This window comes from Burkholderia sp. WP9 (assembly GCF_900104795.1).
GTDB lineage: Bacteria > Pseudomonadota > Gammaproteobacteria > Burkholderiales > Burkholderiaceae > Paraburkholderia.
This window is the reverse complement of sequence record NZ_FNTG01000001.1, coordinates 3,761,950-3,784,907: the sequence shown is the minus strand read 5'-3', so window position 1 is coordinate 3,784,907 and position 22,958 is coordinate 3,761,950. Positions and strand designations below refer to the sequence as shown.

The 22,958-nt window shown below is 62.7% G+C and carries 24 protein-coding genes; 5 read left to right on the top strand and 19 right to left on the bottom strand.

The features are described from left to right. Window positions 1-4: 4 nt before the first annotated feature. The 14 genes from BLW71_RS16815 to flhD all read right to left on the bottom strand — a co-directional run bounded on the left by BLW71_RS16815 (window position 5) and on the right by flhD (window position 13,434). Window positions 5-559, bottom strand: coding sequence for a DUF2844 domain-containing protein (locus tag BLW71_RS16815; protein WP_091798010.1), 555 nt, complete (start codon window positions 557-559; stop codon window positions 5-7). 296 nt (window positions 560-855) lie between these two features. Then, entirely contained in the window at window positions 856-1,566 is a 711-nt protein-coding gene (gene cheZ, locus BLW71_RS16810) for a protein phosphatase CheZ (protein ID WP_091798007.1), read from the bottom strand. A gap of 1 nt (window position 1,567) precedes the next feature. Beyond that, window positions 1,568-1,963, bottom strand: a complete 396-nt coding sequence (gene cheY / locus BLW71_RS16805) for a chemotaxis response regulator CheY (RefSeq protein WP_007179968.1) — start codon at window positions 1,961-1,963, stop codon at window positions 1,568-1,570. 74 nt (window positions 1,964-2,037) lie between these two features. Next, window positions 2,038-3,126, bottom strand: a complete 1,089-nt coding sequence (locus BLW71_RS16800; RefSeq protein WP_177205052.1) for a protein-glutamate methylesterase/protein-glutamine glutaminase — start codon at window positions 3,124-3,126, stop codon at window positions 2,038-2,040. A 5-nt stretch (window positions 3,127-3,131) separates the two neighbouring features. Beyond that, window positions 3,132-3,884 (bottom strand): chemoreceptor glutamine deamidase CheD, encoded by a 753-nt coding sequence (gene cheD / locus BLW71_RS16795; protein WP_091798001.1) that lies wholly within the window; start codon window positions 3,882-3,884, stop codon window positions 3,132-3,134. After that, a complete protein-coding gene (locus BLW71_RS16790; RefSeq protein ID WP_091797998.1) occupies window positions 3,881-4,831 on the bottom strand; it encodes a CheR family methyltransferase in 951 nt (316 codons plus the stop codon). Before BLW71_RS16790 ends, cheD begins: the two co-directional genes overlap by 4 nt. 204 nt (window positions 4,832-5,035) lie before the next feature. Then, window positions 5,036-6,895, bottom strand: coding sequence for a methyl-accepting chemotaxis protein (locus BLW71_RS16785; RefSeq protein ID WP_091797995.1), 1,860 nt, complete (start codon window positions 6,893-6,895; stop codon window positions 5,036-5,038). A gap of 42 nt (window positions 6,896-6,937) precedes the next feature. Continuing rightward, window positions 6,938-7,474, bottom strand: a complete 537-nt coding sequence (locus tag BLW71_RS16780) for a chemotaxis protein CheW (RefSeq protein WP_091797992.1) — start codon at window positions 7,472-7,474, stop codon at window positions 6,938-6,940. A gap of 63 nt (window positions 7,475-7,537) precedes the next feature. Further along, window positions 7,538-9,847, bottom strand: a complete 2,310-nt coding sequence (gene cheA / locus BLW71_RS16775) for a chemotaxis protein CheA (protein WP_091797989.1) — start codon at window positions 9,845-9,847, stop codon at window positions 7,538-7,540. A gap of 88 nt (window positions 9,848-9,935) precedes the next feature. Beyond that, complete coding sequence (locus BLW71_RS16770; RefSeq protein ID WP_091797986.1) at window positions 9,936-10,313, bottom strand: response regulator; 378 nt, start codon at window positions 10,311-10,313, stop codon at window positions 9,936-9,938. Window positions 10,314-10,397: 84 nt separating this feature from the next. After that, window positions 10,398-11,405 carry a flagellar motor protein MotB gene (motB, locus tag BLW71_RS16765; RefSeq protein ID WP_091797984.1) on the bottom strand — a complete coding sequence of 336 codons (1,008 nt, stop codon included), beginning with the start codon at window positions 11,403-11,405 and terminating at the stop codon, window positions 10,398-10,400. 21 nt (window positions 11,406-11,426) lie between these two features. Further along, window positions 11,427-12,287 (bottom strand): flagellar motor stator protein MotA, encoded by an 861-nt coding sequence (gene motA, locus BLW71_RS16760; protein WP_006050895.1) that lies wholly within the window; start codon window positions 12,285-12,287, stop codon window positions 11,427-11,429. Window positions 12,288-12,501: 214 nt separating this feature from the next. Next, window positions 12,502-13,062, bottom strand: coding sequence for a flagellar transcriptional regulator FlhC (flhC, locus tag BLW71_RS16755; RefSeq protein ID WP_091797981.1), 561 nt, complete (start codon window positions 13,060-13,062; stop codon window positions 12,502-12,504). 51 nt (window positions 13,063-13,113) lie between these two features. Then, window positions 13,114-13,434: a flagellar transcriptional regulator FlhD gene (gene flhD, locus BLW71_RS42305; RefSeq protein ID WP_006050893.1), complete on the bottom strand. Its 321-nt coding sequence runs from the start codon at window positions 13,432-13,434 to the stop codon at window positions 13,114-13,116. 713 nt (window positions 13,435-14,147) lie between these two features. Here flhD and BLW71_RS16745 point away from each other — a divergent pair. Further along, window positions 14,148-15,212, top strand: a complete 1,065-nt coding sequence (locus tag BLW71_RS16745) for a glycosyltransferase family 4 protein (protein ID WP_091797975.1) — start codon at window positions 14,148-14,150, stop codon at window positions 15,210-15,212. 290 nt (window positions 15,213-15,502) lie between these two features. On the opposite strand, the gene BLW71_RS16740 is transcribed toward BLW71_RS16745, so the two are convergent. Further along, window positions 15,503-15,805, bottom strand: coding sequence for an H-NS histone family protein (locus BLW71_RS16740; RefSeq protein ID WP_007179981.1), 303 nt, complete (start codon window positions 15,803-15,805; stop codon window positions 15,503-15,505). Window positions 15,806-16,093: 288 nt separating this feature from the next. Here BLW71_RS16740 and aqpZ point away from each other — a divergent pair, with 288 nt between their 5' ends. The 3 genes from aqpZ to BLW71_RS16725 all read left to right on the top strand — a co-directional run bounded on the left by aqpZ (window position 16,094) and on the right by BLW71_RS16725 (window position 18,275). Next, window positions 16,094-16,834 (top strand): aquaporin Z, encoded by a 741-nt coding sequence (gene aqpZ, locus BLW71_RS16735; protein WP_091797972.1) that lies wholly within the window; start codon window positions 16,094-16,096, stop codon window positions 16,832-16,834. Between the two features lie 147 nt (window positions 16,835-16,981). After that, window positions 16,982-17,677 (top strand): histidine phosphatase family protein, encoded by a 696-nt coding sequence (locus tag BLW71_RS16730; protein WP_091797969.1) that lies wholly within the window; start codon window positions 16,982-16,984, stop codon window positions 17,675-17,677. Between the two features lie 286 nt (window positions 17,678-17,963). Continuing rightward, a complete protein-coding gene (locus BLW71_RS16725; protein WP_091797966.1) occupies window positions 17,964-18,275 on the top strand; it encodes a PXPV repeat protein in 312 nt (103 codons plus the stop codon). A 179-nt stretch (window positions 18,276-18,454) separates the two neighbouring features. On the opposite strand, the gene BLW71_RS16720 is transcribed toward BLW71_RS16725, so the two are convergent. Next, window positions 18,455-19,276 carry a Cof-type HAD-IIB family hydrolase gene (locus BLW71_RS16720; RefSeq protein ID WP_091797962.1) on the bottom strand — a complete coding sequence of 274 codons (822 nt, stop codon included), beginning with the start codon at window positions 19,274-19,276 and terminating at the stop codon, window positions 18,455-18,457. Window positions 19,277-19,409: 133 nt separating this feature from the next. Then, complete coding sequence (locus BLW71_RS16715; protein ID WP_091797959.1) at window positions 19,410-20,291, bottom strand: glucosamine kinase nucleotide-binding domain-containing protein; 882 nt, start codon at window positions 20,289-20,291, stop codon at window positions 19,410-19,412. Window positions 20,292-20,431: 140 nt separating this feature from the next. Here BLW71_RS16715 and BLW71_RS16710 point away from each other — a divergent pair, with 140 nt between their 5' ends. Continuing rightward, window positions 20,432-21,028, top strand: coding sequence for a DNA-3-methyladenine glycosylase I (locus tag BLW71_RS16710; RefSeq protein WP_091797956.1), 597 nt, complete (start codon window positions 20,432-20,434; stop codon window positions 21,026-21,028). 239 nt (window positions 21,029-21,267) lie between these two features. Here BLW71_RS16710 and rpsU read toward each other — a convergent pair whose 3' ends face one another. Then, on the bottom strand, window positions 21,268-21,480 hold the full coding sequence (gene rpsU / locus BLW71_RS16705; RefSeq protein WP_006050883.1) for a 30S ribosomal protein S21: 213 nt from the start codon (window positions 21,478-21,480) through the stop codon (window positions 21,268-21,270). Between the two features lie 358 nt (window positions 21,481-21,838). After that, window positions 21,839-22,780: an aldo/keto reductase gene (locus BLW71_RS16700; RefSeq protein WP_091797952.1), complete on the bottom strand. Its 942-nt coding sequence runs from the start codon at window positions 22,778-22,780 to the stop codon at window positions 21,839-21,841. Window positions 22,781-22,958: the final 178 nt, after the last annotated feature.

Here is a 22,958-nt window from a genome sequence, read left to right as displayed (position 1 = left end):
GCTATTACTGGATGTCGGAACCGCTGACGCCGGCGGGCAACGCCGGAGGCAACCACGCTTGACCGCTGAACGCGCCCATATGGCCGCCGGAGCGCACCACGAGGCTGCTCTGGTCGACCGCGACAGGGCCACGGCCGCCGCCGCGCGACGCGCGTGCGGCCTTCACGCCGGCCACGTATTGCGGGAAATAGTTGCCTAACAGGTCGTTCAGATCCGGCATTTGCGGGCCGTGCCATGCAATGCCGAAGACGGAGCCGTCCGCGGCAAGATACTCGCGAATCACGGTGCCGCTGCCGAGCGTGGTTTCACGCACGGTATAGGACGCGGAGGACGTGGAAGCCGAAGCGGAGGATGCCGCGCTGGACGCGGAGCGCATCACGCTTTGCGCCGCATTGGCGGCGCCGCTACCAGGCTGAATGGTGCGGGACGAGACCGACGCGTCCGAAGGAGGCGTCATGGGGGTGCCGCCCAGTCCCGCATGAGCGGACTGCACGGCGATAAGCGAACAAGGCAAGGCAAGCGCCGTAACGATCCCGGCGCGGCGTACACGACTCCACATGACGAAGCTCCTCCCGATCTGCTGCTCGGCTCGCATCCGCGCGAACCGGCTGCATTTATGCAAATCATACGACACGGCTGCGGTCGCACCGCGAGGAGGTTCCCCACCGTGCCACCGGCCGGAGGCAGCCCCCTCCGGCACGCCGTGGCGCTGCTTGAGGTCGTAGTATGCCTGTGGTTTGTGTCCGCGGGCAGCAAGCACGCGCGAAGGCGTGGCTTGCTATGCGTCATCGTCCTGTCGCGCGACCCGGTGCGGCGGTCCGCGAAGTGCCGTTGCGGTGCGGCGGCTTCGGCAGGTCAGAAGCCGAGGCTGGCCAGCAGATCGTCGACTTGCGACTGGTCCTGCACCACATCCGTTTTGCCTTCCGGATTGATCTGCGGACCGTTCAGCAGATGTTCGGGGCTGCCGGTCGGCGAGACTTCGGCCGCCAGCGCCGCCGCGTTCGCCGCGAACTGCTCGCGCCGTTCGAGCGCGATGTTCTCGACCAGCACGCCGAGCAGTTGCTGCTCGATCAGGTACACGACATCCGTGATCTTCTTGATGACCTGGCCGGTCAGATCCTGGAAGTCCTGCGCCAGCATGATCTCCATCAACTGCGCGTTGGTCGCGCTCGCCGCCTCGGGCACGCCGCGCAGGAAGGTTCGCGTGTCGTCCATCAGCGCGCGCACTTCCTCGCGCTCGATCGGCGCCGCGTACCACTGCTCCCAACGCGCGTCGAGTTTGCCCGCGTCTTCCTTCAACTGCTCCTGGAGCGGCTTGGCGATGTCGATTGCGGACAGCACGCGCTCGGCGGCCTGCTCCGTCATATCCGCGATGTACTTCAGACGGTCGCGAGCATCGGGCACGGCTTCCGCCGCACGTTCGACATGCTTGTCGAGCCCAAGCTCACGCATCGAGTCGCGCAGCGTGCGCGTCAGTTGTCCGATACGGGCGAGGATACGGTCGGACGCGAAGTCGCCGCTCTCGTTGACCGCTTCGGCGCCTTGCGCGTTGGTCGGCAGATTCACATCAGCTCCCGGCTTTGGCCATCTTCTCGAGAATCTTGTTGAGCTTCTCGTCGAGCGTCGCAGCCGTGAACGGCTTGACGACATAACCGCTCGCGCCGGCCTGAGCCGCCGCGATGATGTTTTCCTTCTTCGACTCGGCCGTCACCATCAGCACAGGCAGGTGCGTCAGGTTGGCGTCGGCGCGGATTTCCTTGAGCATGGCCAGACCGTCCAGGTTCGGCATGTTCCAGTCGGAGATCACGAAGTCGTACGTACCTCCGCGCAGACGCGCGAGGCCGGCCTGGCCATCTTCGGCTTCGTCGACGTTCGAGTAGCCGAGCTCTTTGAGCAGGTTGCGGACGATCCGGCGCATCGTCGGAAAGTCGTCAACCACCAGAATCTTCATTCCCTTATCCATTTCATTCCCTTTGCTTTTTCCATGGTGCGGCGCCTGACTGCCTCAAACCGCGTCTCAAATCCTACTGGCGCGCATCATACCCGCTGAACGCGATCGCCCATCGACGACAGACGCGCCATCACACGCCGGCTCATTTCCGGCAACGACGCGATCTCGTCGGCCGCGCCGAGCGCAATTGCTTCACGCGGCATGCCGAACACGATACAGCTCGCTTCGTCCTGCGCAAGGGTATACGCCCCTGCTTTTTTCATGTCCAGCAGTCCGGCGGCGCCGTCGCGCCCCATCCCGGTCAGAATCACCCCGACCGCGTTCTTGCCCGCGTGCTGCGCGGCCGAACGGAACAGCACATCCACTGACGGACGATGCCGGTTCACCGGCGGTTCGTCCGAAAGGTGAGCAATATAGTTCGCGCCACTGCGAGCAAGCAACAGGTGAGCGTGGCCTGGCGCGATATACGCATGTCCCGGCAGTACGCGTTCGCCGTGCTCTGCCTCTTTAACGGTAATCCGGCACAAACCATTGAGGCGTTGCGCAAAAGATTTTGTGAAGCCCGGCGGCATATGCTGCGCGATCAGCACGGCGGGCGCGTCCGGCGGTAGCGGCACCAGCACTTCGCGGATCGCTTCGGTGCCGCCCGTCGATGCGCCGACGATAATCAGCTTCTCGGTACTGAGCAGCGGATTGTTGAAGAGCGGCGCGGCGCCGACCGGCGCATGCGCGGCATGCGCCGCCGCGTGCTGCACCGGCGCGGCCTGTCGCACGCGCGCGCGGGCCGCCGCGCGAATCTTGTCGGCGAGCTTTTCCGAGTAGTCGAGCATGCCGTCGCGAATGCCGACCTTCGGCTTGGTTACGAAGTCGACCGCGCCGAGTTCCAGCGCGCGCAGTGTGATTTCGTTGCCGCGCTCGGTCAGCGACGACACCATCACGACCGGCATCGGCCGCAGGCGCATCAGCTTCTCGAGGAAATCGAGGCCATCCATGCGCGGCATTTCGACGTCGAGCGTCAGTACGTCCGGGTTGTGCTGCTTGATGAGCTCGCGCGCGACCAGCGGGTCGGGTGCGGTCGCCACCACCGTCATGTCCGGCTGGCCGTTGATGATTTCCGTCATCAGGCTGCGGATCAGTGCCGAATCGTCGACGCACAGTACTTTGATCTTTTGCACAGCGCTCACGCCTCCTCTGTAGTTCTGGCGTTGTTTGAGTTAATCGGGCGCGGCGTGGTCCCGAACAGCTCGACCTTCGGGCGGCCTGCTGCGGGCGTCGAAAACAGCTCGACCTTGGGTTTCGACGCGGCCGGCGTCGAGAACAATTCCACCCGCTTGCGCGCCGCGGCGAGCCGCTCGGCGCGCGCTTGCGCGCTTTGCCGCATCAGCGCCTGTTCGCGCTCGGCCACGCCCGCTTCCTGCTGCAGGCGCAACTTCTTCACCATCACCTGGCCGGTGCGCGGCATGAACGCCACCTTGCGCGGGTGCGAGCCCTGCAAGTCCTCGGCGACGATGCGGATCTTTTCGAGCGCCAGATAGCGGCGCACGAACTCCGAATTGCGATCGCCGATGTTCATCGTCGTCATGCCCGCGAGCACCGCGCCGCCGCCGAACACCTTGGCTTCGAAGCGCTCGCGCCGGCCGCCGGCCTTGATGAGTTCGTTGATCAGCACTTCCATCGCGTACGCACCGTAGCGCATCGAATCCGATGCGGGCTGGCCGACGTCCGCGCCGTCGTCGGGCAGCATGAAATGATTCATGCCGCCGATGCCCGCCGTGCGATCCTGAATGCAGGCCGCCACGCATGAGCCCAGCACGGTGACCAGCACCATGTCTTCGTGGGTGGTGTAGAACTCGTTGGGCAACAGCTTCACGCCGGGGCGCTGGAAGTGGTTGTCGTAATACAGATTGGTCGCGATCGGCAGGGCGCTGCTCATACCGTCACCCCGCTCGTCGTGTGGCGCGCCGCGGTTGCGCTCGTGCGTGCCGCCGTCCGCTCGCCGGCGGCGTCGCGCGTCAGTTCGTAGACGGTCTGGCCGCGCAGCTTGAACGCTTGCGTGACGTACGTGAAGTTCTCCGAATGGCCGGCGAACAACAGCCCGCCCGGCTTCACCAGCGGCTCGAAGCGTGCGAGCACTTGCGCTTGAGTCGGCTTGTCGAAATAGATCATCACGTTGCGGCAGAAGATCGCGTCGAATTGCGAGCGCAACTGGTAATCGCGGTCGGTCAGGTTCAGTTGCTGGAAGCGCACCAGCGCGCGCACTTCCGGGCGCACCTTGACCATGCCGGCATGCGCGCCGGTGCCCTTCAGGAAGAAGCGTTTGAGCCGCTCGGGCGACAGGTGCTTCACCTGGTCGAACTGATACATGCCGGCTTCGGCCTTGGCCAACACCTGCGTGTCGATGTCGGTGGCGAGCACGGAGGCCTGGCGCGCGCCGCTCTCGCCGAGCGCTTCGATTAGCGTCATCGCGATCGAGTACGGCTCCTCGCCGGTCGAAGCCGCCGAGCACCATACCGAAACCGGCTGCGCGCGGCGCGGCACGAACTCGGCGAGGATCGGAAAGTGGTGCGCTTCGCGAAAGAAGGCCGTCAGATTGGTGGTCAACGCATTGGTGAACGCTTCCCACTCGGCCGGATCATTCTCCGCTTCCAGCAGATCGAGATACTGCTTGAACGTGTCGAGGCCGCGGGTGCGCAGACGGCGCGCCAGCCGGCTATACGCCATATCGCGCTTGTGATCCGACAGCGAGATGCCCGCGCTGCTGTGAATCAGTTCGCGAATACGGGCGAAATCCGCCGACGTGAACTCGAAGTCCCTTCCCTGTTCGCCGGACCTAACCGGCTCCGCCCGTTCGGGACGGTGCTGTGCGCGCGTTGCCATCATGAAGATTCCTGCCTGCGATACGAGCCATCCCGCTTTCCGCCCAGGCCGTTTGCCTGAGAAGAAGGGATTGTGTTCGCGGGGTCGCGCCCGCCCGCGAGTTCTGGCAACACGCAGTCGGCCCGCGACACGCTGCTAAAGCGTGCTTCGATGATTCGCCCCTCATGGAGCGAGATGTCGAATGACTGCATGTCTTTGTGCCACTTCCTAGAATGTTTCCCAGTCCGCGTCCGAGCTTGCCGTGGCCGCGCTGACGGCGGCCGGACGTGCTGCGGATTCGGATGGCGCACGAGCCGGCTTCGGCTTGAGCGCCGGTTCGACGCGTGCCGAGCCTGCATCGTGATTGACCGACGCCTGCGCGGTGTTCGTTGCCGCCGTAGCCGCAACCGGATGCGCTGCGCCATGCGCGGACGTCTGCGGCGCGGCTTTGGCGGCCGGCTTGCTCTTGCTGCCGGTGACGCGAGGCTGCGCCGTGTGCGGACGTACCGCTGCGCTGCTGCGCACCGCCGGGCCACCGGCCACTTTCCAGCCGTTCACCACCGCCTGCAATTGGCGCGTCTGATCTTCGAGCGAAGCAGCCGCGGCCGCCGCCTGTTCGACCAGCGCCGCGTTCTGCTGCGTGACTTCGTCCATCTGCACGACGGCGCGATTCACCTGTTCGATGCCGCCCGATTGCTCCTCGGACGCCGCGCTGATTTCGCCCATGATGTCGGTCACACGGCGCACGGCCTGCACGATCTCATCCATCGTGGTGCCCGCGCGGCCGACCAGCGCCGAGCCGCTTTGCACCTTGTCGACCGAGTCGCCGATCAGTTCCTTGATTTCCTTCGCGGCACTGGCGCTGCGCTGCGCGAGGCTGCGCACTTCGCCGGCCACCACGGCAAAGCCGCGGCCCTGTTCGCCGGCGCGCGCCGCTTCGACTGCCGCGTTCAACGCGAGAATATTGGTCTGGAAGGCAATGCCTTCGATCACGCCGATGATGTCGACGACCTTGTTCGAACTGCTCGCGATATCCTGCATGGTCGTGACGACCTGGCTCACCACGTCGCCGCCGCGCGTGGCGATATCGGACGCGTTGACCGCCAGCTGGCTCGCCTGACGCGCGTTCTCGGCGTTCTGCCGCACGGTGCCGGTCAGTTGCTCCATGCTCGACGCGGTTTCCTGCAACGAGGCAGCCTGCTGTTCGGTGCGCTGTGAGAGATCGGTGTTGCCCATCGCGATTTCGCGGGCGCCGGTGTCGATCGATTCCGTGCTGCTGTGAACCGCTTTCACCATCGTCGACATGCTGTCCTGCATGCGCTTGATACCCGCGAACAACCGCCCGATTTCATTGCTGCTGAATACGTTGATGGTCTCCGACAGATCGCCCGAAGCAATGCGCTCGAAGCATGCCGTCGCGTCGGCGAGCGGCTGCACGATCAGGCCGCGCAGCGCGAAACGGATACCCACCACCATCAGCAGCGCGAGCGCGGTGATGGCGATGATCAGCGTGGTCATCAGCGAAATGTTCGATTGCGCGCTCGCCTGCTGATCCACGGCGCTTTGCTGCAAGCCCTTGATGACCGCCGCCGCCGCCGCGTCATAAGCGATGAACATCGGGCTGATTTTCGTATCGGCAATCGCGTGGTAGGCGGCCATGTCGTTCGCATTCAACGCCGCGAACTCCGGGTCGACGCCTTCGCGCATCACGCTCATGCGCTTGGCGATAACGTCGTCGAGCAGCGCCTGATCGACGCCGGGCTTCGGTGCGTCGAGATAGCTCTGCCAGCTTTGGTTGCCCTTGGTCAGCAACTCCTGCGCGCGTTCGATCGCTTTCTTCGCTTCGTCCGCGTTGCCCGCGGCGGACAACGTGTTGAAGCGGTCCACCGCGAGGCGCGAGCGCAGCAGGTACGCCGAGGCATCGTCGAGCGCGTGAATGGCGACCAGATCGCCGCGCGCAATGCGGTCGAGCGATTGACTCGCGCGATTCAACGCGCTCAGCCCAAGTACGCCGACCGTTACGGTCAGCGCGACCAGAATGATCCCCACCATCGTCAACGACGTGCGAATCGACCACCTGCTCAACATTTCGATGCTCCCTATCCCAATCGTTCGTGAAGGCTGCCGCCGTTAGACGCCGAGCGTTTCGATCAGCGCCATTTCGCGGCTGGTCATGAGCTTCTCGATGTCCATCAGGATCAGCATGCGGCCGTCGACGGTGCCCAGCCCCGTGAGGTACTCGGTCGTCAGCGTGGCGCCGAATTCCGGCGCGGGCATGATCTGGTCGGTGGCGAGCGTCAGCACGTCCGACACGCCGTCCACCACCATCCCGACCACGCGGTGCGCGACGTTCAGGATGATCACCACCGTCTGGTGGTCGTACTCGACACGGCCCAGATGGAACTTGATGCGCATGTCGACGATCGGCACGATGATGCCGCGCAGATTGATCACGCCCTTGATGAACTCGGGCGCATTGGCGATACGCGTCACGTTGTCGTAGCCGCGGATTTCCTGCACCTTGAGAATGTCGATGCCGTACTCTTCGGCGCCGAGCGTGAAGACGAGGAACTCCTGACCGCCGGCGTCTGCCTGCTGCACGTCGCGCCGGCCAGTCGTACCGTTCGCGTTAGCGACGCTCGAATTGATGGATTGGACTTCTGCCACGTTAGCCCCCAAACGGTTGGGATGAAATGAGTTGATTAAGAGTCGAGACGAGTTTGACCGGCATCATGCGAGGCTCATTGCGCCATGCGCGTTGCGCGTTTCGCGGTTCAACGCGGCCACGTCGACGATCAGCGCGACGCTGCCGTCGCCGAGAATGGTCGCGGCGGAAATGCCGTGCACCTTGCGGTAGTTCGTTTCCAGATTCTTCACGACCACCTGCTGCTGGCCCACCAGTTCGTCGATCAGCATCGCAAAGCGGCGCCCCTCGGTTTGCATGATGGTGACGATGCCTTGCGTGGGCTCCTGCTTCGCGTCTTCGACGTTGAACACTTCGTGCAACGCCACGAGTGGCAGATATTCACCGCGCACCCGCACCACACGCTCGCCGTTGGCCACCGTGTAAATATCTTCGGCTTGGGGTTGCAGCGACTCCATCACGAAGTTCAGCGGCAGAATGAAGATCTCGTTGCCGACCTTGACCGACATGCCGTCGAGAATCGCCAGCGTGAGCGGCAACACGATGCGCGTGGTGCTGCCCTTGCCGGCGTGCGAGGTGATTTCCACGTGACCACCCATCGACTGGATGTTCCGCTTCACCACGTCCATGCCGACGCCGCGGCCCGACACATCCGTGACCTGTTCCGCCGTCGAGAAGCCCGGCAGGAAGATCAGGTTCCAGACTTCTTCGTCGGACATGGTCTCGCTGACCTGCATGCCCTGCTTGGCCGCCTTCGCGAGAATCTTATCGCGGCGCAGGCCCGCGCCGTCGTCGCTCACTTCGATGACGATGTTGCCGCCGTGATGCGCCGCCGACAGCACCAGCTGGCCGGTCGAATCCTTGCCCGCCGCGCGCCGCGCTTCCACGGTTTCGATGCCGTGGTCGAGACTGTTGCGCACGAGGTGAGTCAACGGATCGATGATCCGTTCAATGAGGCTCTTGTCGAGTTCGGTCGCCTGACCGAAGGTGACGAGCTCCACTTCCTTGCCGAGTTTCGCCGCCAGATCGCGCACCAGACGCGGGAAGCGGCTGAACACGTAATCCATCGGCATCATGCGGATCGACATCACTGCTTCCTGCAGATCGCGCGCATTGCGTTCGAGCTGCGCCATGCCGTTGAAGAGCCGGTCGTGCAACGCCGGGTCGAACGTGCTGGTGGTTTCCGCGAGCATGGCTTGCGTGATCACCAGTTCGCCGACCAGGTTGATCAGCTGATCGACCTTTTCCACGCCGACGCGAATCGAGCTGCCTTCCGCGCCGCCTGCCGCCGCAGCCGGACGTGCCGCCTTGCGATCGTGCTCCGCGGGTGCGGCCGCGCTTGCTGCTTGTGTCGTTGCGGCTTGAGTTGCTGCTGCCTGAGCCGGCGCCGCTGCGCCAGTCGCCGCTGCGGATTGAGCCGCGGCAGACGCCGGCGCGGCCGGTGCGTCGAACAGGCCGTGCGTGGCCGCCGAAGCGGGTGCAGCGGTGCCGGCAGCCGGTGCCGGCGATGCTGCGTGTCCCGCCTGATGGGCCGGTACTGCTTGCGCCGGGGACGAATCGGCAGCGTCGGGCGTTCCAGGTTCGCCTTGCTGCGTCTCATCCGCCGGTGCGGTGCCGCGGCCGATCACGATCTGACTTTCGTCGATCACGAAACAGCACACGGCGATGATGTCGTCGGAGGTCACATCGGTCGCGAGCCACAGCGTCAAATCGCCGCCGCTCTTGACCTGCCCGACAATGTTGCCCAGGTTGCCGAGCTCTTCGGCCAGCAGTTCCTGGTCCTTCTCACCAACGCCCCGTAGCGTAATTTTCAGATGGGGACCGGCGCTGTCATCCGCACCGCCGGCACCCGCGGCTTGCCCGGTCTGTGCCGGTTCGCCGTCAGTCCATCCACCCGCTGCCTGCACCGCCTGTTCGACGACGTGCTCCGGCGCGGACCCTCCCTGATTTGCCTCTACTGCAACTGGTGCCACGGCTGCGGCTGCGGCGGGCGCGCCGCCTTCGGCGCTTTCCTTGTGCAGCCGTTCGAGCTTCGCGCAGATCGCACGAGCGGTCGCCGCATCCGGCTCGGCGCTCGCGCGGTAATCGGCCAACTGGCCCGACAGCACGTCCTTGGTTTCGAGGAACGTGTCGATCATGTCCTTGCGCAGCACGAGTTCGTTATTGCGCGCGCGATCGAGCAGCGATTCGAGAATGTGGGTCGTTTCCGTCAGCGCGGTAAAGCCGAACGTCGCCGCGCCGCCCTTGATCGAATGCGCCGCGCGGAAAATGGCCGCGAGGTCTTCGGGGTCCGGATGCGCGATATCCAGATTGAGCAGCAACTGCTCCATCTGCGCGAGCAGTTCGTCCGCTTCGTCGAAAAACGTCTGATAGAACTGAGTGATGTCGAGTGTCATGCCTGGGTCACCGCGAGAGTTCCTGTCTAGGCGTGGGCTACCGTGCCGCCGCGTCGAGAGCTTCTATAACTGGGTCTATGAGTGGTGCTTATGCGTGATCTGGCTCGGCTAACGCCGCCACCAGTTCGGTCAGCATGTCCGGGTCGAGCGGCTTTTCGATCCAGCCGGTCGCGCCCGCGGCCCGCGCCGCTTCCTTGAACGGCTCGCCCGATTCCGTCGTGAGGACGAGGATGGGCGTGGCCTGGTAAGCCGGGTTGTTGCGTAGCGCGGCGATCAGATCGAGACCGGTCCTGCCCGGCATGTGCTGATCGGTGAGCACGAGATCGAACGACATGGCGAGCGCGTTTTCGAGCCCTTCGTTGCCGTCCGCCGCGAGCGTCACCTCATAGCCGGCCGTCGTCAACGTGGCGGCAAGAATCTGCCGCATCGATGCCGAATCGTCGATTGCCAGGATGTGCCTGATCATGAAAACCTCGCTGCACCTACGCTATGGATCGCCCCGCGCTCCGCGCCGGCAGGGCGCGTGAGCCAGCGGAACGATCGCTGTCTGTTACTGGGCCGCCGGCGCTACCGCCGGCAACTTCGGGGCAACCGTTACCGGTTGCGCAAGCTTTTGCAGCAGCGGCTTGGAGCCGGCTGCGTCGTCCGACAAGGTCGTCGTGGTGGAATCGTCGTGATTCAGCGCATCCTCCGACTTCCTGTTCAACACGATGATGCTGATGCGGCGATTCTCCGGATCCATCGGGTCCGCCTTGTTCAGGTTTTGCGTCGACGCGAGGCCGAGCACGCGCATCACCTTCGCTTCATCCATGCCGCCGGCGATCAGTTCGCGGCGCGACGCATTGGCGCGGTCCGCGGACAATTCCCAGTTGCTGTAGCCCTTCTCGCCGCCCGCGTATTGCGCGGCGTCGGTGTGTCCCTGCACGATGATGCGGTTCGGCACGTCGTTCAGCGTGTGGCCGATTTCGCGCAGGATGTCGCGCATATACGGCTCGACCTGGTCTTTCGCGGTCGCGAACATGGGCCGCTTCTGCGAGTCGACGATTTCGATACGCAAGCCGGTCAGCGTCGAATCAATGCGGATCTGCTGCTTGAACTGGCGCAGCACCGGATTCGCTTCGATCGCGGCCATCAGCTTGACCTGCAGATCGTGCAGGCGAACCTGCTCGCGACGCTCCAACTCGCCCTGCAACTGCTTCATCGACTCTTCGCTGCCGTGCACTGCGGTGTGTTCGGAACGGTTGTTCGCTCCGTCGCTGGAGCGCGTCACGCCTTGCGCGTCGGTCGAAATGTCGCGGCCGCCGCCCTTCAGAATGCTCGAATCCTCCGCGCTGCGGTCACCGCCCCACAGCGTGATCTTCAGCGGCTGATTGAAGTAATCGGCAATGCCCTTCAACTGCACGGTGGACGCCGAACTCAGCAGCCACATCAGCAGGAAGAACGCCATCATCGCGGTCATGAAGTCCGCATACGCGAGCTTCCAGGCGCCGCCATGGTGGCCGGCTTTCTTCGGCGCGGCGCGCTTGACGACAATGGCGCGGTCTTTGTCCTTGCTCATGGGTTCGGTTTCCGGTGGCCTTTACTTGGCCTTGACGCGGCGCACGTGCTCTTCCAGCTCGGCGAACGACGGGCGTTCGGTCGAGAAGAGCACCTTGCGGCCGAACTCGACGGCGATCGCCGGCGCGTAACCGTTCAGGCTGGCCAGAATCGTCACCTTGATGCACTGGAACATCTTGGTCGACTCGGTCACGCGCTGTTCGGCGACGCTCGCGAGCGGCCCGATCAGCCCGTACGAAAGCAGAATCCCGAGGAAAGTGCCGACCAGCGCCTGGGCGATCATCTCGCCGAGCACCGCTGGCGGCTTGTCGGCGGAGGCCATGGTGTGCACCACGCCCATCACCGCGGCCACGATACCGAACGCCGGCATCGCGTCGCCGACCTTGTTCAGCGCATGCGCGGGCGCCTCGCCTTCCTGGTGGTGCGTCTCGATCTCCTCGTCCATCAGGCTTTCGATCTCGAACGCATTCATGTTGCCGCCCACCATCAGACGCAGGTAGTCGGTCAGGAATTCGATGATGTGGTGGTCGGCAAGAATCTTCGGGTATTGGGTGAAGATCGGACTCTTCGACGGATCGTCGATGTCCGCTTCCAGCGTCAGCGTGCCTTCCTTGCGCGCCTTGGCCAGCAGGACGTAGAGGAGCGCCATCAGCTCCATATAGACGTCCTTGTTGTACTTCGCGCCCTTGAACAGGGTCGGAATGACGCGCAGCGTCGCCTTGATCGTCTTCATTCCGTTACCGAGAATGAACGCGCCGACGCCAGCGCCCACGATCATCAGCACTTCAACGGGCTGCAGCAGCGCGCCGAGATGGCCGCCTTCCAGCGCGTAACCGCCGAAAACGGACAAAAGCGTCACGAGTGTTCCCACGAAAATCAGCACTGCCGAGCCCTCACAAAGAAGCGACGGTGACCGTCGTTATTCAGGTTTACGGCAAAGGAACAGAAAACTTTGGTGGAAATGTGGCTCGGCGATCCGGTGTAAACCAGAGGTCGAGGTCGGCGGCCCGGTTCAATCGGGCCTTGGGCGAGCGGGCTGGAAGGCCCGCCCGATGGGACGCGGGCGGCGGACCGCACTTGCGTGGCCGCCTTGCGGGTCAAGCTTCGAGGGCGGCGAGGCTCTCGCGGGCCCGGGCGTCGGCAGATTTCTTTGTCTTACCGGCGCGCGAGGGCGGCTGGCACAGTCCGCAGACGAACGCGTGCTGCGGATCGTGCGCGTGCGCGACAAAACGTCCCCCGCAGCGGCAGCAGGCGGTCATTTGCAGCATCCCGGAGTCGAAAAAGCGCACCAGCGTCCACGCGCGCGTGAGACTGAGCACGGGCTCGTCGTCGTGCAACCGGACGTGCTCCAGGTAGAGCCGGTAGCTCTTCACGATCGACTGGATCGTCAGGCAACCGCCGTGTCCGGCCATGAAACGGTAGATGTTGTAGAACAGCGATGAGTGAAAGTTCGGCTGCCAGGTCATGAACCAGTCGGTCGAAAACGGCAGCATGCCTTTGGGCGGCGAGACCCCTTTCAATTCCTTGTACAGCTTGATCAGGCGGTCGCGCGACAGACTGGTTTCGGCTTCCAGCAATTGCAAACGCGCGCCAAGCTCGATCAGTTCAATGGCCAGGGTGATCTCCCTGACTTCGAGCACAACACTTTTATAGGCCATCCGTTGGCGTTTCCCCGGTCCTGATTATTCGGCTTTGAATACAACGTGCCATCAGCCGAGCTGCTCGACCGGCTGGCTTGCCATCAGGATCGCGGAATGCGCCTGTGCCACGGCGCTGGATTTGCCTTTGTCCGCCAGAGCGGACAGCACGGCATGGTCGTCGAAACGGAAACGGCACAACACCTGATTGGACGCCGCCAGCTTGACGGTCTGCGCCAACGACAGATTGGCGAGCACATCGGCTAACTGGTCCGAAATCCCCATGCGAAACATGCCCATCGGCTTGTCTTCGCGCAGCAGTCGCTGTGCGAGCAGGAGATAAGACAGGTTGACTTCTCTGATCTCATTGAGCATTTCGCTTGTCGCGCTCATGATTCCCCCGGGGTGTATCTGGCTGGTCAGGCCGTTACGAAAACGTTTGCTCGGACGCGCGCGCTTAAACCGCACGAATCGGCTCGTTTCTGGTCTTGCGAGCATTGTGTCGAAAGGGGGAGCGGACGAAAATCGGATAGACACCCAGCCTTGTTGACGGATAAATCCGTCATTCATGTAGGAATTTTTCCTACAAAGTCGTGTAAGGAAGGGGCTAAGGAGGACTTATTGACGCGCAGTCTGGACGGCTATGCGCGTTGAATGACTGCCTGAGGTGATGCGGAATGAGGCCGAAGGGTGAGTCTGGCTAACTCACGCTCCGCACCGTTGCTGCGGTGAGGCCGAATTATAAGACGTTTTCACTTCCGCGTAATCCGCCCAGTGTAGGCGCCGCGCTCGGACGGGCGGGCCCGCGGATTGCTCATAGAAAGCGCTGCGTTCGAATAAAACGGCCGGGTTTCGCTCTCAATTATCGGGACTGCCTTCCAGACGACCTGTAACGCCGCATGTTTCGCGCTGTAACAACGTTAAGCGTTTGAAAAATAACTCGAATTCGCGCGGTCGATCCCGATAATGAAGCTAAGGGATTACCCGATGCAGGTTCGGAACACCGCCGGGCGGCGGCTTACCGCGCCCAACCGTCCGTCAGGCATTCACTCCTCGCTCTACTCGAGCGCCGCTGTGCGATGCCGATCTGATTAGGAGAAAAACGCATGCGAATCGCACAAATTGCGCCGTTGTATGAAGCCGTCCCGCCGAAACTCTACGGTGGTACCGAACGCGTCGTATCGTATCTGACCGAAGCACTGGTCGGCCTCGGCCACGACGTCACGCTGTTTGCGAGCGGCGACTCGGTCACCTCCGCGAACCTCGACGCCTGCTGGCCTCGTGCACTGCGCCTCGATCCGACGATCCGCGACGCGCTGGCTCCGCACATCCTCATGATGGAAAAGGTGCGAAAGGTCGCGCACGAGTTCGACGTGCTGCACTTCCACCTCGACTACATGCCCTTCCCGCTTTTTACCACGATGGACACGCCGTTCGTGACGACGCTGCACGGCCGCCTGGACTTGCCGGAACTGCAACCGGTATTCGACGCGTTCTCGGACGTGCCGGTGGTGTCCATTTCCGATTCGCAGCGTGCGCCGCTGCCGCAAGCGAACTGGCTCAATACGATTTATCACGGCTTGCCGGAACAGCTGTTGACGCCGCAAACGCACAAGAAGCCGGAATACCTGGCGTTCCTCGGCCGTATTTGCCCTGAGAAGCGCGTCGATACAGCCATCAAGATCGCTGCACAAAGCGGTTTGCCGCTGAAGATCGCCGCCAAGGTGGACAAAGCCGACCAGGAATATTTCAAACGGGAGATCGAGCCGCTGCTGTCGCAGGCGCACGTGGAATTCGTCGGCGAGATCAATGAGGCGCAGAAGCCCGAGTTTCTCTCCGGCGCGAAGGCGCTGCTGTTCCCGATCGACTGGTCGGAGCCGTTTGGCCTCGTGATGATCGAATCGATGGCGTGCGGCACGCCGGTGATCGCCTTCAACCGCGGCTCCGTGCCGGAAGTGATCGACCACGGCGTGACGGGTTACATCGTTGAGGACGTACAAGGAGCGGTCGCAGCGCTGCAACGCCTGGACGAACTGTCGCGCACCGAAATTCGCGCCCAGTTCGAACGACGCTTCAGCTCGAAGACCATGGCTCAGAACTATGTGGATGGCTATTCGGCGCTGATCGAAGCCACGCGCCGCCCGGTACTGCGTCAAGTCGCGGTGGGCTAACGTGGCATTCGAGCGGCCGTGGCAATTTATGCGCTCGGCCGCTCGAGGGTCCGAATCCGCCTCATGTGCCGATTTCGATTTGCAGATGAATAGCGGGGCATTTCGTCGTGTGAATCGTTTGCGCGAACGGTAAATCCCACTTATCCCGCTTCTTGTCCAAAAAAGCCGCCCCTCAAGGGCGGCTTTTTTAATACGGGTATGGATGCGCTTCCATCGCGGATTAGCGCTCAACCAATAAAGCCGGAGTGCCAATAACCTTCAGTTGGCTTTCGTCTCTAGCGGCAATCGACTCAAGCCGCGCCAATCAGAAAGCGCTCGCGATTCTTGCCGACGATCCACTTGGGCGGTTTGCCACGCCCGCTCCACGTATTTCCAGATTTCGGGTCCTGGTATTTCGCCGGCAGCGGCGCCTTCTTGGGCGGGCGGCCGCGCTTGGCAGCGACGGCAAAGCCTAAATCTTGAGCCGTGAGACCGTATTCAGCGATCTTTTGGCGGATGTCGGCGACCACGTTGTCGATTTCGGTACGCCGCGCTTCTTCTGCCTGTGCCTGCAATTTGGCGATCTGCGCCTTGAGGTCTGCATATTGAGACATTCCGGTTCTCCCCTTTTTAGAACTCATTGGCTCGCAGACTAACTGCAATTATAAAAATTCGCAATGGACAAGAATACCGATTTAGCGAGATATCCTCTGATAATTATTAACACGGATGAATTGTTAAACCCCCTCTTTATCTCGCAATAATAGGTAAGCACGATGCCACATTGACAATTCTTGACACCCGAATTGGCAACCTTTCCCTAGAATTGCGCGCTCAAGGCATGGCATCCGGACTTAGCCGTGCGTGCTAGCGGAAACGTCATTTTTTTAGGATTACCAATCATGCAGTTGTCAAAACGCCTCGCTGCCGAATTGTTCGGCACCTTCTGGCTCGTGCTGGGGGGCTGTGGCAGCGCTGTCCTCGCCGCCAATTTCGCCGGCCCGGTTCACGGGCTGGGCATCGGGTTCGTGGGCGTGTCGCTCGCCTTCGGCCTGACCGTACTGACAATGGCTTACGCAATCGGCCACATTTCCGGCTGTCACCTGAATCCCGCGGTGAGCGTCGGCCTGACCGTCGCCGGCCGCTTTCCGGCTCGCGATCTGCTGCCGTACATCGTCGCGCAGGTGATCGGCGCGGTGTTGGGTGCGCTGGTGCTGTCGTTGATTGCATCGGGCAAGCCTGGTTTCGACCTCGTTGCCAGCGGTTTTGCCAGCAATGGCTACGGCGAGCGCTCCCCGGGTCACTACTCGCTCGCCGCGGCATTCATTTGCGAAGTGGTGATGACCGGCTTCTTTCTCTTCGTCATTCTCGGCGCGACCGACAAGCGTGCGCCTGCCGGCTTCGCGCCGATCGCCATCGGTCTGTGCCTCACGCTGATTCACCTGATCTCGATCCCGGTGACCAATACGTCGGTCAACCCGGCGCGCTCCACCGGCCCGGCGCTGTTCGTCGGCGGTGCGGCGGTGGATCAGTTGTGGCTGTTCTGGCTTGCGCCGGTTCTCGGCGCGGTGGTCGCCGGCGTGTTGTATCCGGCCCTCGCCGAAAGCCGCGGCGGCAATTCTCAAAAGCTCGCGCTCGACTGACAACGCGCGGTAATTCAGGCATTCAAAGCGGGCGCTGCGGCGCCCGTTCTGTTTGGCTATCGCAGGCACCGTGACAGCGCGCCAATGGCGCACGCGAGCGCCGCTGCTAGAATCGTGCGACCTTCCAAGCTCGCACAGGTGTTACCTATGAAGCGTTTCCGCGGATTTCTGCATGGCGTCGCACTCTCCGTCGGCGGCCTGTGCGCGGGTCTGTCGGCGCTACCCGTCGCGCATGCGGCCGACAGCGACGTTGAAACGCTCGTGTTCGTACGGCACGGTGAGAAACCGGCTCAAGGCTACGGCCAGCTCAACTGCCAGGGACTCAACCGGGCGCTGGCCCTGCCGGCGGTGATCGCTGCCAAGTTCGGCAAGCCGGACGCAATCTACGCCCCCGATCCCGGGCAGCAAAAAGACGACAGCGGCAAGCCCTACTACTACATCCGGCCACTGGCGACGATCGAGCCAACCGCCATCCAGTTCCAGATGCCGGTGCAAACGCCATATGGTTTCGCGCAGATCGACCAGCTTGGCACCGCACTGGTCAATCCTGCCAATCGAAACAAGCTGATCGTCGTGGCGTGGGAACACAAACTGATCGTGAAGCTATTGCGCCAGATGCTAAGCGCGCACGGCGGTAACGCCGCTGATGTCCCGAACTGGAAGAGCGACGACTTCGACAGCATTTACATTGTTCGCCTCAGCTGGCAAAACGGCAGCGCGCGGGCAAGCTTCAAACATGATCGGCAAGGATTGGACGGACGCACGACCGACTGCCCTTGCGCGTCGCTGCCGGGGGCGTCGTCGGCGGCTGCATCGGCGCCTTCCGCTAGTGCGGCAGATTAATCGGGTAATACAGATGTAAGCCGCAATTACCACTGCGGCCGCTTGATTTGGGCCGAACGTGGCGCCGACCGTCCGCTGAATCGGCTCAATGGAGCGCACGCCCTTATAAGGCGGGGCTTTGACCAGGCAACGCGTGACACGTCCCGCACCCGAATCCCGCCGTGCGCACGTTTCAATCCCCGCGACGATGCTTGCAGTCCGTAACATCTCGTCGCAGTTCCTACCGGCCGGAATGCGTAGATTGGTCCTGTGCGACAAACATACGTCGCCTCACAGGAGAACAAACATGAAACGCATCGTCACTCACTTGCTGGTTGCCGCAGGACTCGCAGCGGGCGCATGCGGTGTCGCGCAAGCGCATACGGATCTGAACATCGGCCTGTCGCTCGGCGCACCGGTTTATGGCAGCCCGGCTCCCGTCTATGCCGCACCGCAACCGGTGTATTACGGCAACGGCGGCTGGGACCACCGTTACGACCGCGGCGACTACTATCGGGGCGACCATCGATATGATCGCAACTGGAATCACAATGGTCGCGGCTGGGGCCACGACGACCGGGGCGACCATGGTGACCGTCGCGGCGGATGGCACGGCTGATCGCCTTGGGTCGGCGAGCGGCAGCTAACAAAGTAGTTGACCGGCGCTGATCAACGGGAAGCACGCAGCGCTTCCCCGTTGCCCGCCGCGCCGCTAATCGCGGCCGCAAGCGCACAAAGGCTCGCGTGAAGAAACGGCCCGCATCCATCAAGACGGATGTGGGCCGTTTCCATTTCGGATCAGGACGTCAATTCGTCGTCGAGCGAGAAGAGCTTGCGCAGATGATGCGCGACGCCGGCTTCGAAGTTGTTGCCGATGCGCGGCACGTTCGGCAGGCGCGTCATGAGATCGGGATTGGCGTTGTTCATCATGAACGGATGGCCGGCCGTTTCCAGCAGATCGATATCGTTCATGTTGTCGCCAAACGCCACGCAGTGCGAGGCATCCACGCCCACGCGTTCGAGCACGATCTGCAACGCGCGTCCCTTCGACACGTTCGCCGTCATCACTTCCAGGCAGTCCGGCAGCGAATAGGTCACGTAAAGGGCGTCGCCGAATTCACGAGCGAGGTTCGCCGCGACCTGTGCAAGATCGGCGGGCTCGCCAATGTAGAGGGCCTTCGCGATGTCGGCGCCGTCGTGTTTCGGCAGATCGGTCACCTCATAGGTGAAGCCCGAGTCCTGATGAAACTTCAGCAGATGCGGTGCGTCGCGGTCGATCAGCCAGGCCTGATCGGCGAACAGATTGACGATCACGCGGCCATGAGCGCCGGCGATTTCCGGCTGCACCAACCGTTGTACGATAGCGGAAGGCAGGTCGTCGGCATGGATCACCGTGTTGTCCGGCGAGTGGACGCGCGCGCCATTCGACGTGATCAGATACGGATTGATGCCGAGCACGTCGCGGATGCCGGCGACGTCGCAATAATGGCGGCCCGTTGCAATCACGAACCGCAGGCCGTCGCTCTCGAGCTTACGCACGGTGGCGACCGTGAACGGGTCCACCTGGTGATCAGCGTTGAGCAGCGTGCCGTCGAGATCCGTGGCGATAACTTTGTACATGGTGTGAGCAGTCGGGCAGCGTCGAAGTGCGTATTTTACCGTTGCCAGCCGCGCTCACCGGAAACGCGCCAGCCATGCCCGACGGGTCTCGCCCGCGAGCGCGCCGCGTGCCGCTGTTTCTAGCTGCCGTTTTTTAGCCGCCGACGCGACCCGCTTCGCGCTGCGCCAGTTGCATTCCGCCGTGCGCCGAATCGGCCAGCGGCTCGCGCAAACGCGCCTGATGGATCTGCGGCACGTACTCACGCAACGGCGCGCCGAGGCCGCCGCACAACGCGACCGGCAGGCTCGCCGAGGGATCCAGCGCGGCGATCATCTTGCCCACTTCCGCGCCGGCCTCGCCGAGCAACCGCGCCGCGAACGGATGCGCGCGATTGGCGACGACGATCCGCGCGAGCCTCGCATAAGCTGTCTGATTGGCTTCGCAAAGCCACACGACGAGACTGTCGCGGTCATGCGCGCCGGTATGGCTGATCAGCGCCTGCGCGAAATCGTCGTTGGGGCCGCGACCGTCGAGCGCATGTTGTGCATGCACGATGCCCCGCAGTCCGAGCCATGCACCGCTTGCTTCGTCGCCCGAGGGAAAACCGTAGCCGCTGACCGAACGGCATTCGCCATTGCTATCCAGCACGGCCGCCACGCTGCCGGTGCCAAGCGCGACGATCACACCAGGCGCGCCGGCGTGCGCGCCCAGCAGGGTGGTATAGGCGTCGCTTTCCACGGCGAGTCCGGCGACCGCGGGAGCCTGAGCGCGAAACGCGCTCAGCCAGTCGCGATTATTGACGCCCGCCAGTCCGCAGCCGAGCACGCAGCGCGACCAGTCCAGCGCCATGCCGACGCTTGCAAATGCTTCGCCGCAGCCGGCCGCAATGGCCTGCCAAGCACGTTCGACGCCGAGCCCCAAGCCAGACGGCCCGCTTGCCGCCTGCGCCAGCTCGCGGCCTTGTGCGTCGCCGAGCACGACGCGCGTGCCGCTGCCGCCGCCGTCGATGCCGATCAGAAAGAAGTCTTTGCTCATGAAGTCGAGTGAGTTCAGTGGGTGAATAACGCGTAGCGTGGCAGGTCAGTTTCAATCCCGCAATCGGCCGAACGGCCGACTTGCAGTGCGCACGGCTTCGGCTATGCTGGCGAGCGACATCACAATACAGGAGCGCGACAGTGACACAGCGATGCAACTGGGTATCGAGCGAGGCGCTCGCGCACTATCACGACACCGAATGGGGCGTGCCCTCGCGCGATGACCGGCATCTGTTCGAGATGCTGGTGCTGGAGGGCGCTCAGGCAGGGTTGTCGTGGTCGACGATTCTCAACAAGCGGGCCGGCTACCGCCGCGCTTTTGCCGACTTCGACATCGACAAGGTTGCGCGCTTTACGCCGAAGCACGTCGATGCCCTGGTGAAAGACGAAAGCATCGTGCGTCATCGCGGCAAGATCGAAGCTGCCATTAACAACGCTCGGGCGGTCCAACAGATACAGGCCGAGCACGGCTCGCTCGCCAATTTCGTTTGGTCCTTCGTCGATCAGACGCCGATCCAGAACGATTGGGCTTCGTACAAGCAGGCTCCCGCGTCGACCGACATTTCCGACGCGCTGAGCAAGGGGCTGAAGCGCTATGGCTGCAAGTTCGTCGGCTCGACGATCTGTTACGCGTTCATGCAGGCGGTCGGCATGGTCAACGACCACGAGGCGAGTTGCATGTGCCGGGCGCGATGCGCGGCACTCGGCAAGAAAGGACGGAATCGCAAAGCGGGGTAAGGCAGGGCAGGCGCTTCTGCGCTTCTGCGTTTGCGCGCCTGGCGCACACCGTCCGCCATTCACGACCGTGCCCCGTAACGGCGTTGCCCCGCCCGTGACTGAGTGCCCCAGCAACGAACGGGCATCAAAGGCCCAAGAAGAGACCACAAAAATGCTAGAAAAAGGCCCCAAAAAGCAAAACGGCGATGTGGCTTCTTTCGAAGCTCACACCGCCGTTCGGCCGTGCGGAAAAAGCGTGCTTAGTGCAGCTTTTTCGGCAGCATCTGGCTGCGCAGGCGCTTGTGCAGGCGCTTCACAGCAGCAGCCTTCTTGCGCTTACGTGCCGTGGTCGGCTTTTCGTACGATTGGCGCTCACGCAGTTCAGCGATCAGGCCATTCTTTTCGATTGCGCGACGAAAGCGGCGAATCGCCACTTCGAACGGCTCGTTTTCTTTCAGAAGAATCGTCGTCATGTAATTCCTAACTCAATCACTTGATAGGGGTAAATTGCGTGGCGGCATACCGCTCACGCGCCGGCCCTCCGGTCGTTCCAATTCATGGCCAGTAACAGGCAAACGCGGGCAGAACCCGGCCAAACCACGATTGAAACGAGAGGCAAAGCGGCCACGGAGGCCGGAAAAGAGAGGTGGGGAGTTCACCGCGGAACGCGGACAGACAACATGCAAAAGCCGCGTCTGCTGCCGTTTCGCCAACCTTTCATCAACAGAAAAGCATTGACGAAACAGGCAAAGATCTCAATTCACTCCCGATGATATCAGGAAACTCTCCATCCTACCAGGGGTTTAGCGATTGCGCCAGGTCACTTGTGCCTCAGGCGCTCGCTTCGTCCAGTTCGCGGATATCTGCGCCTGTCAGCATCAGGTGGACGGCTGCCGCGAGACTTTTGAGCTGGTCGACCGACGTTGCGCTGGCAATAGGGGCCGTAACACTGGGCCGCGCGATCAGCCATGCCAACGCGACAGTGGCCGGCGTGCTGCCGTGCGCCTCGGCGATCCGGTCCAGTGCGGCGAGAATGCGCAAACCGCGCTCGTTCAAGTATTTTTCGACCCGGCTGCCGCGCGCCTTGTTGGCCAGATCCGCCCGCGACCGGTATTTGCCCGACAGAAATCCGCTCGCAAGACTGTAGTACACCACCACGCCAAGCTGATTGGCGAGCGCCACCGGCTCGATGTCGCGCTCATAGTCCGCGCGGTCATAAAGGTTGTATTCCGGCTGCAGCAGCTGATATTCGGGCAACCCGTGCTGGCGGGACACCGCGAGCGCCTCCTCGATACGCGCGCCAGTGTAGTTCGACGCGCCGATCACCCTCACCTTCCCCGCCTCGATCAGCTTCTGATACGCGCCCAGTGTTTCGGCGAGCGGCGTTTCGGTGTCGTCGTCGTGAGAAAAGTAGACGTCGATGTAATCGGTTTGCAAGCGCCGCAGCGAATCCTCGACCGCCGCCTGGATGTTGGCCGCCGACAACCCCTTGCGCTGCGGATGCTTCGAGACCTTGGTGGCGAGCACAATTTTGTCGCGCTTGCCGCTCTGACGGAACCACTTGCCGATGATGGTTTCCGACTCCCCGCCCTGATTGCCAGGCACCCATGCTGAATAGACATCGGCGGTATCGATAAAGTCGAGACCGGCATCGACAAATGCATCAAGAATCGAAAACGAGGTGGCTTCATCGGCGGTCCAGCCGAAAACATTGCCGCCGAACATCAGCGGCGCGACCTGTAATTCCGAACGTCCGATTCTGCGCTTTTGCATGATTTTTCCAGGGTTTGTCACAAGAGAGAAAAGAGAATACGCCGACTTTTCAATACCTGCAGTCGGTCCGCAGAGCAAGGCTGCAAGCGGCTTTCAGCGACATTGCAATAAACCGGCATGGAAAACGTTTGGCGCGCCATTGCACAAAGTTCCTCAAGTTTTTTTTAGGGGCGCCGTC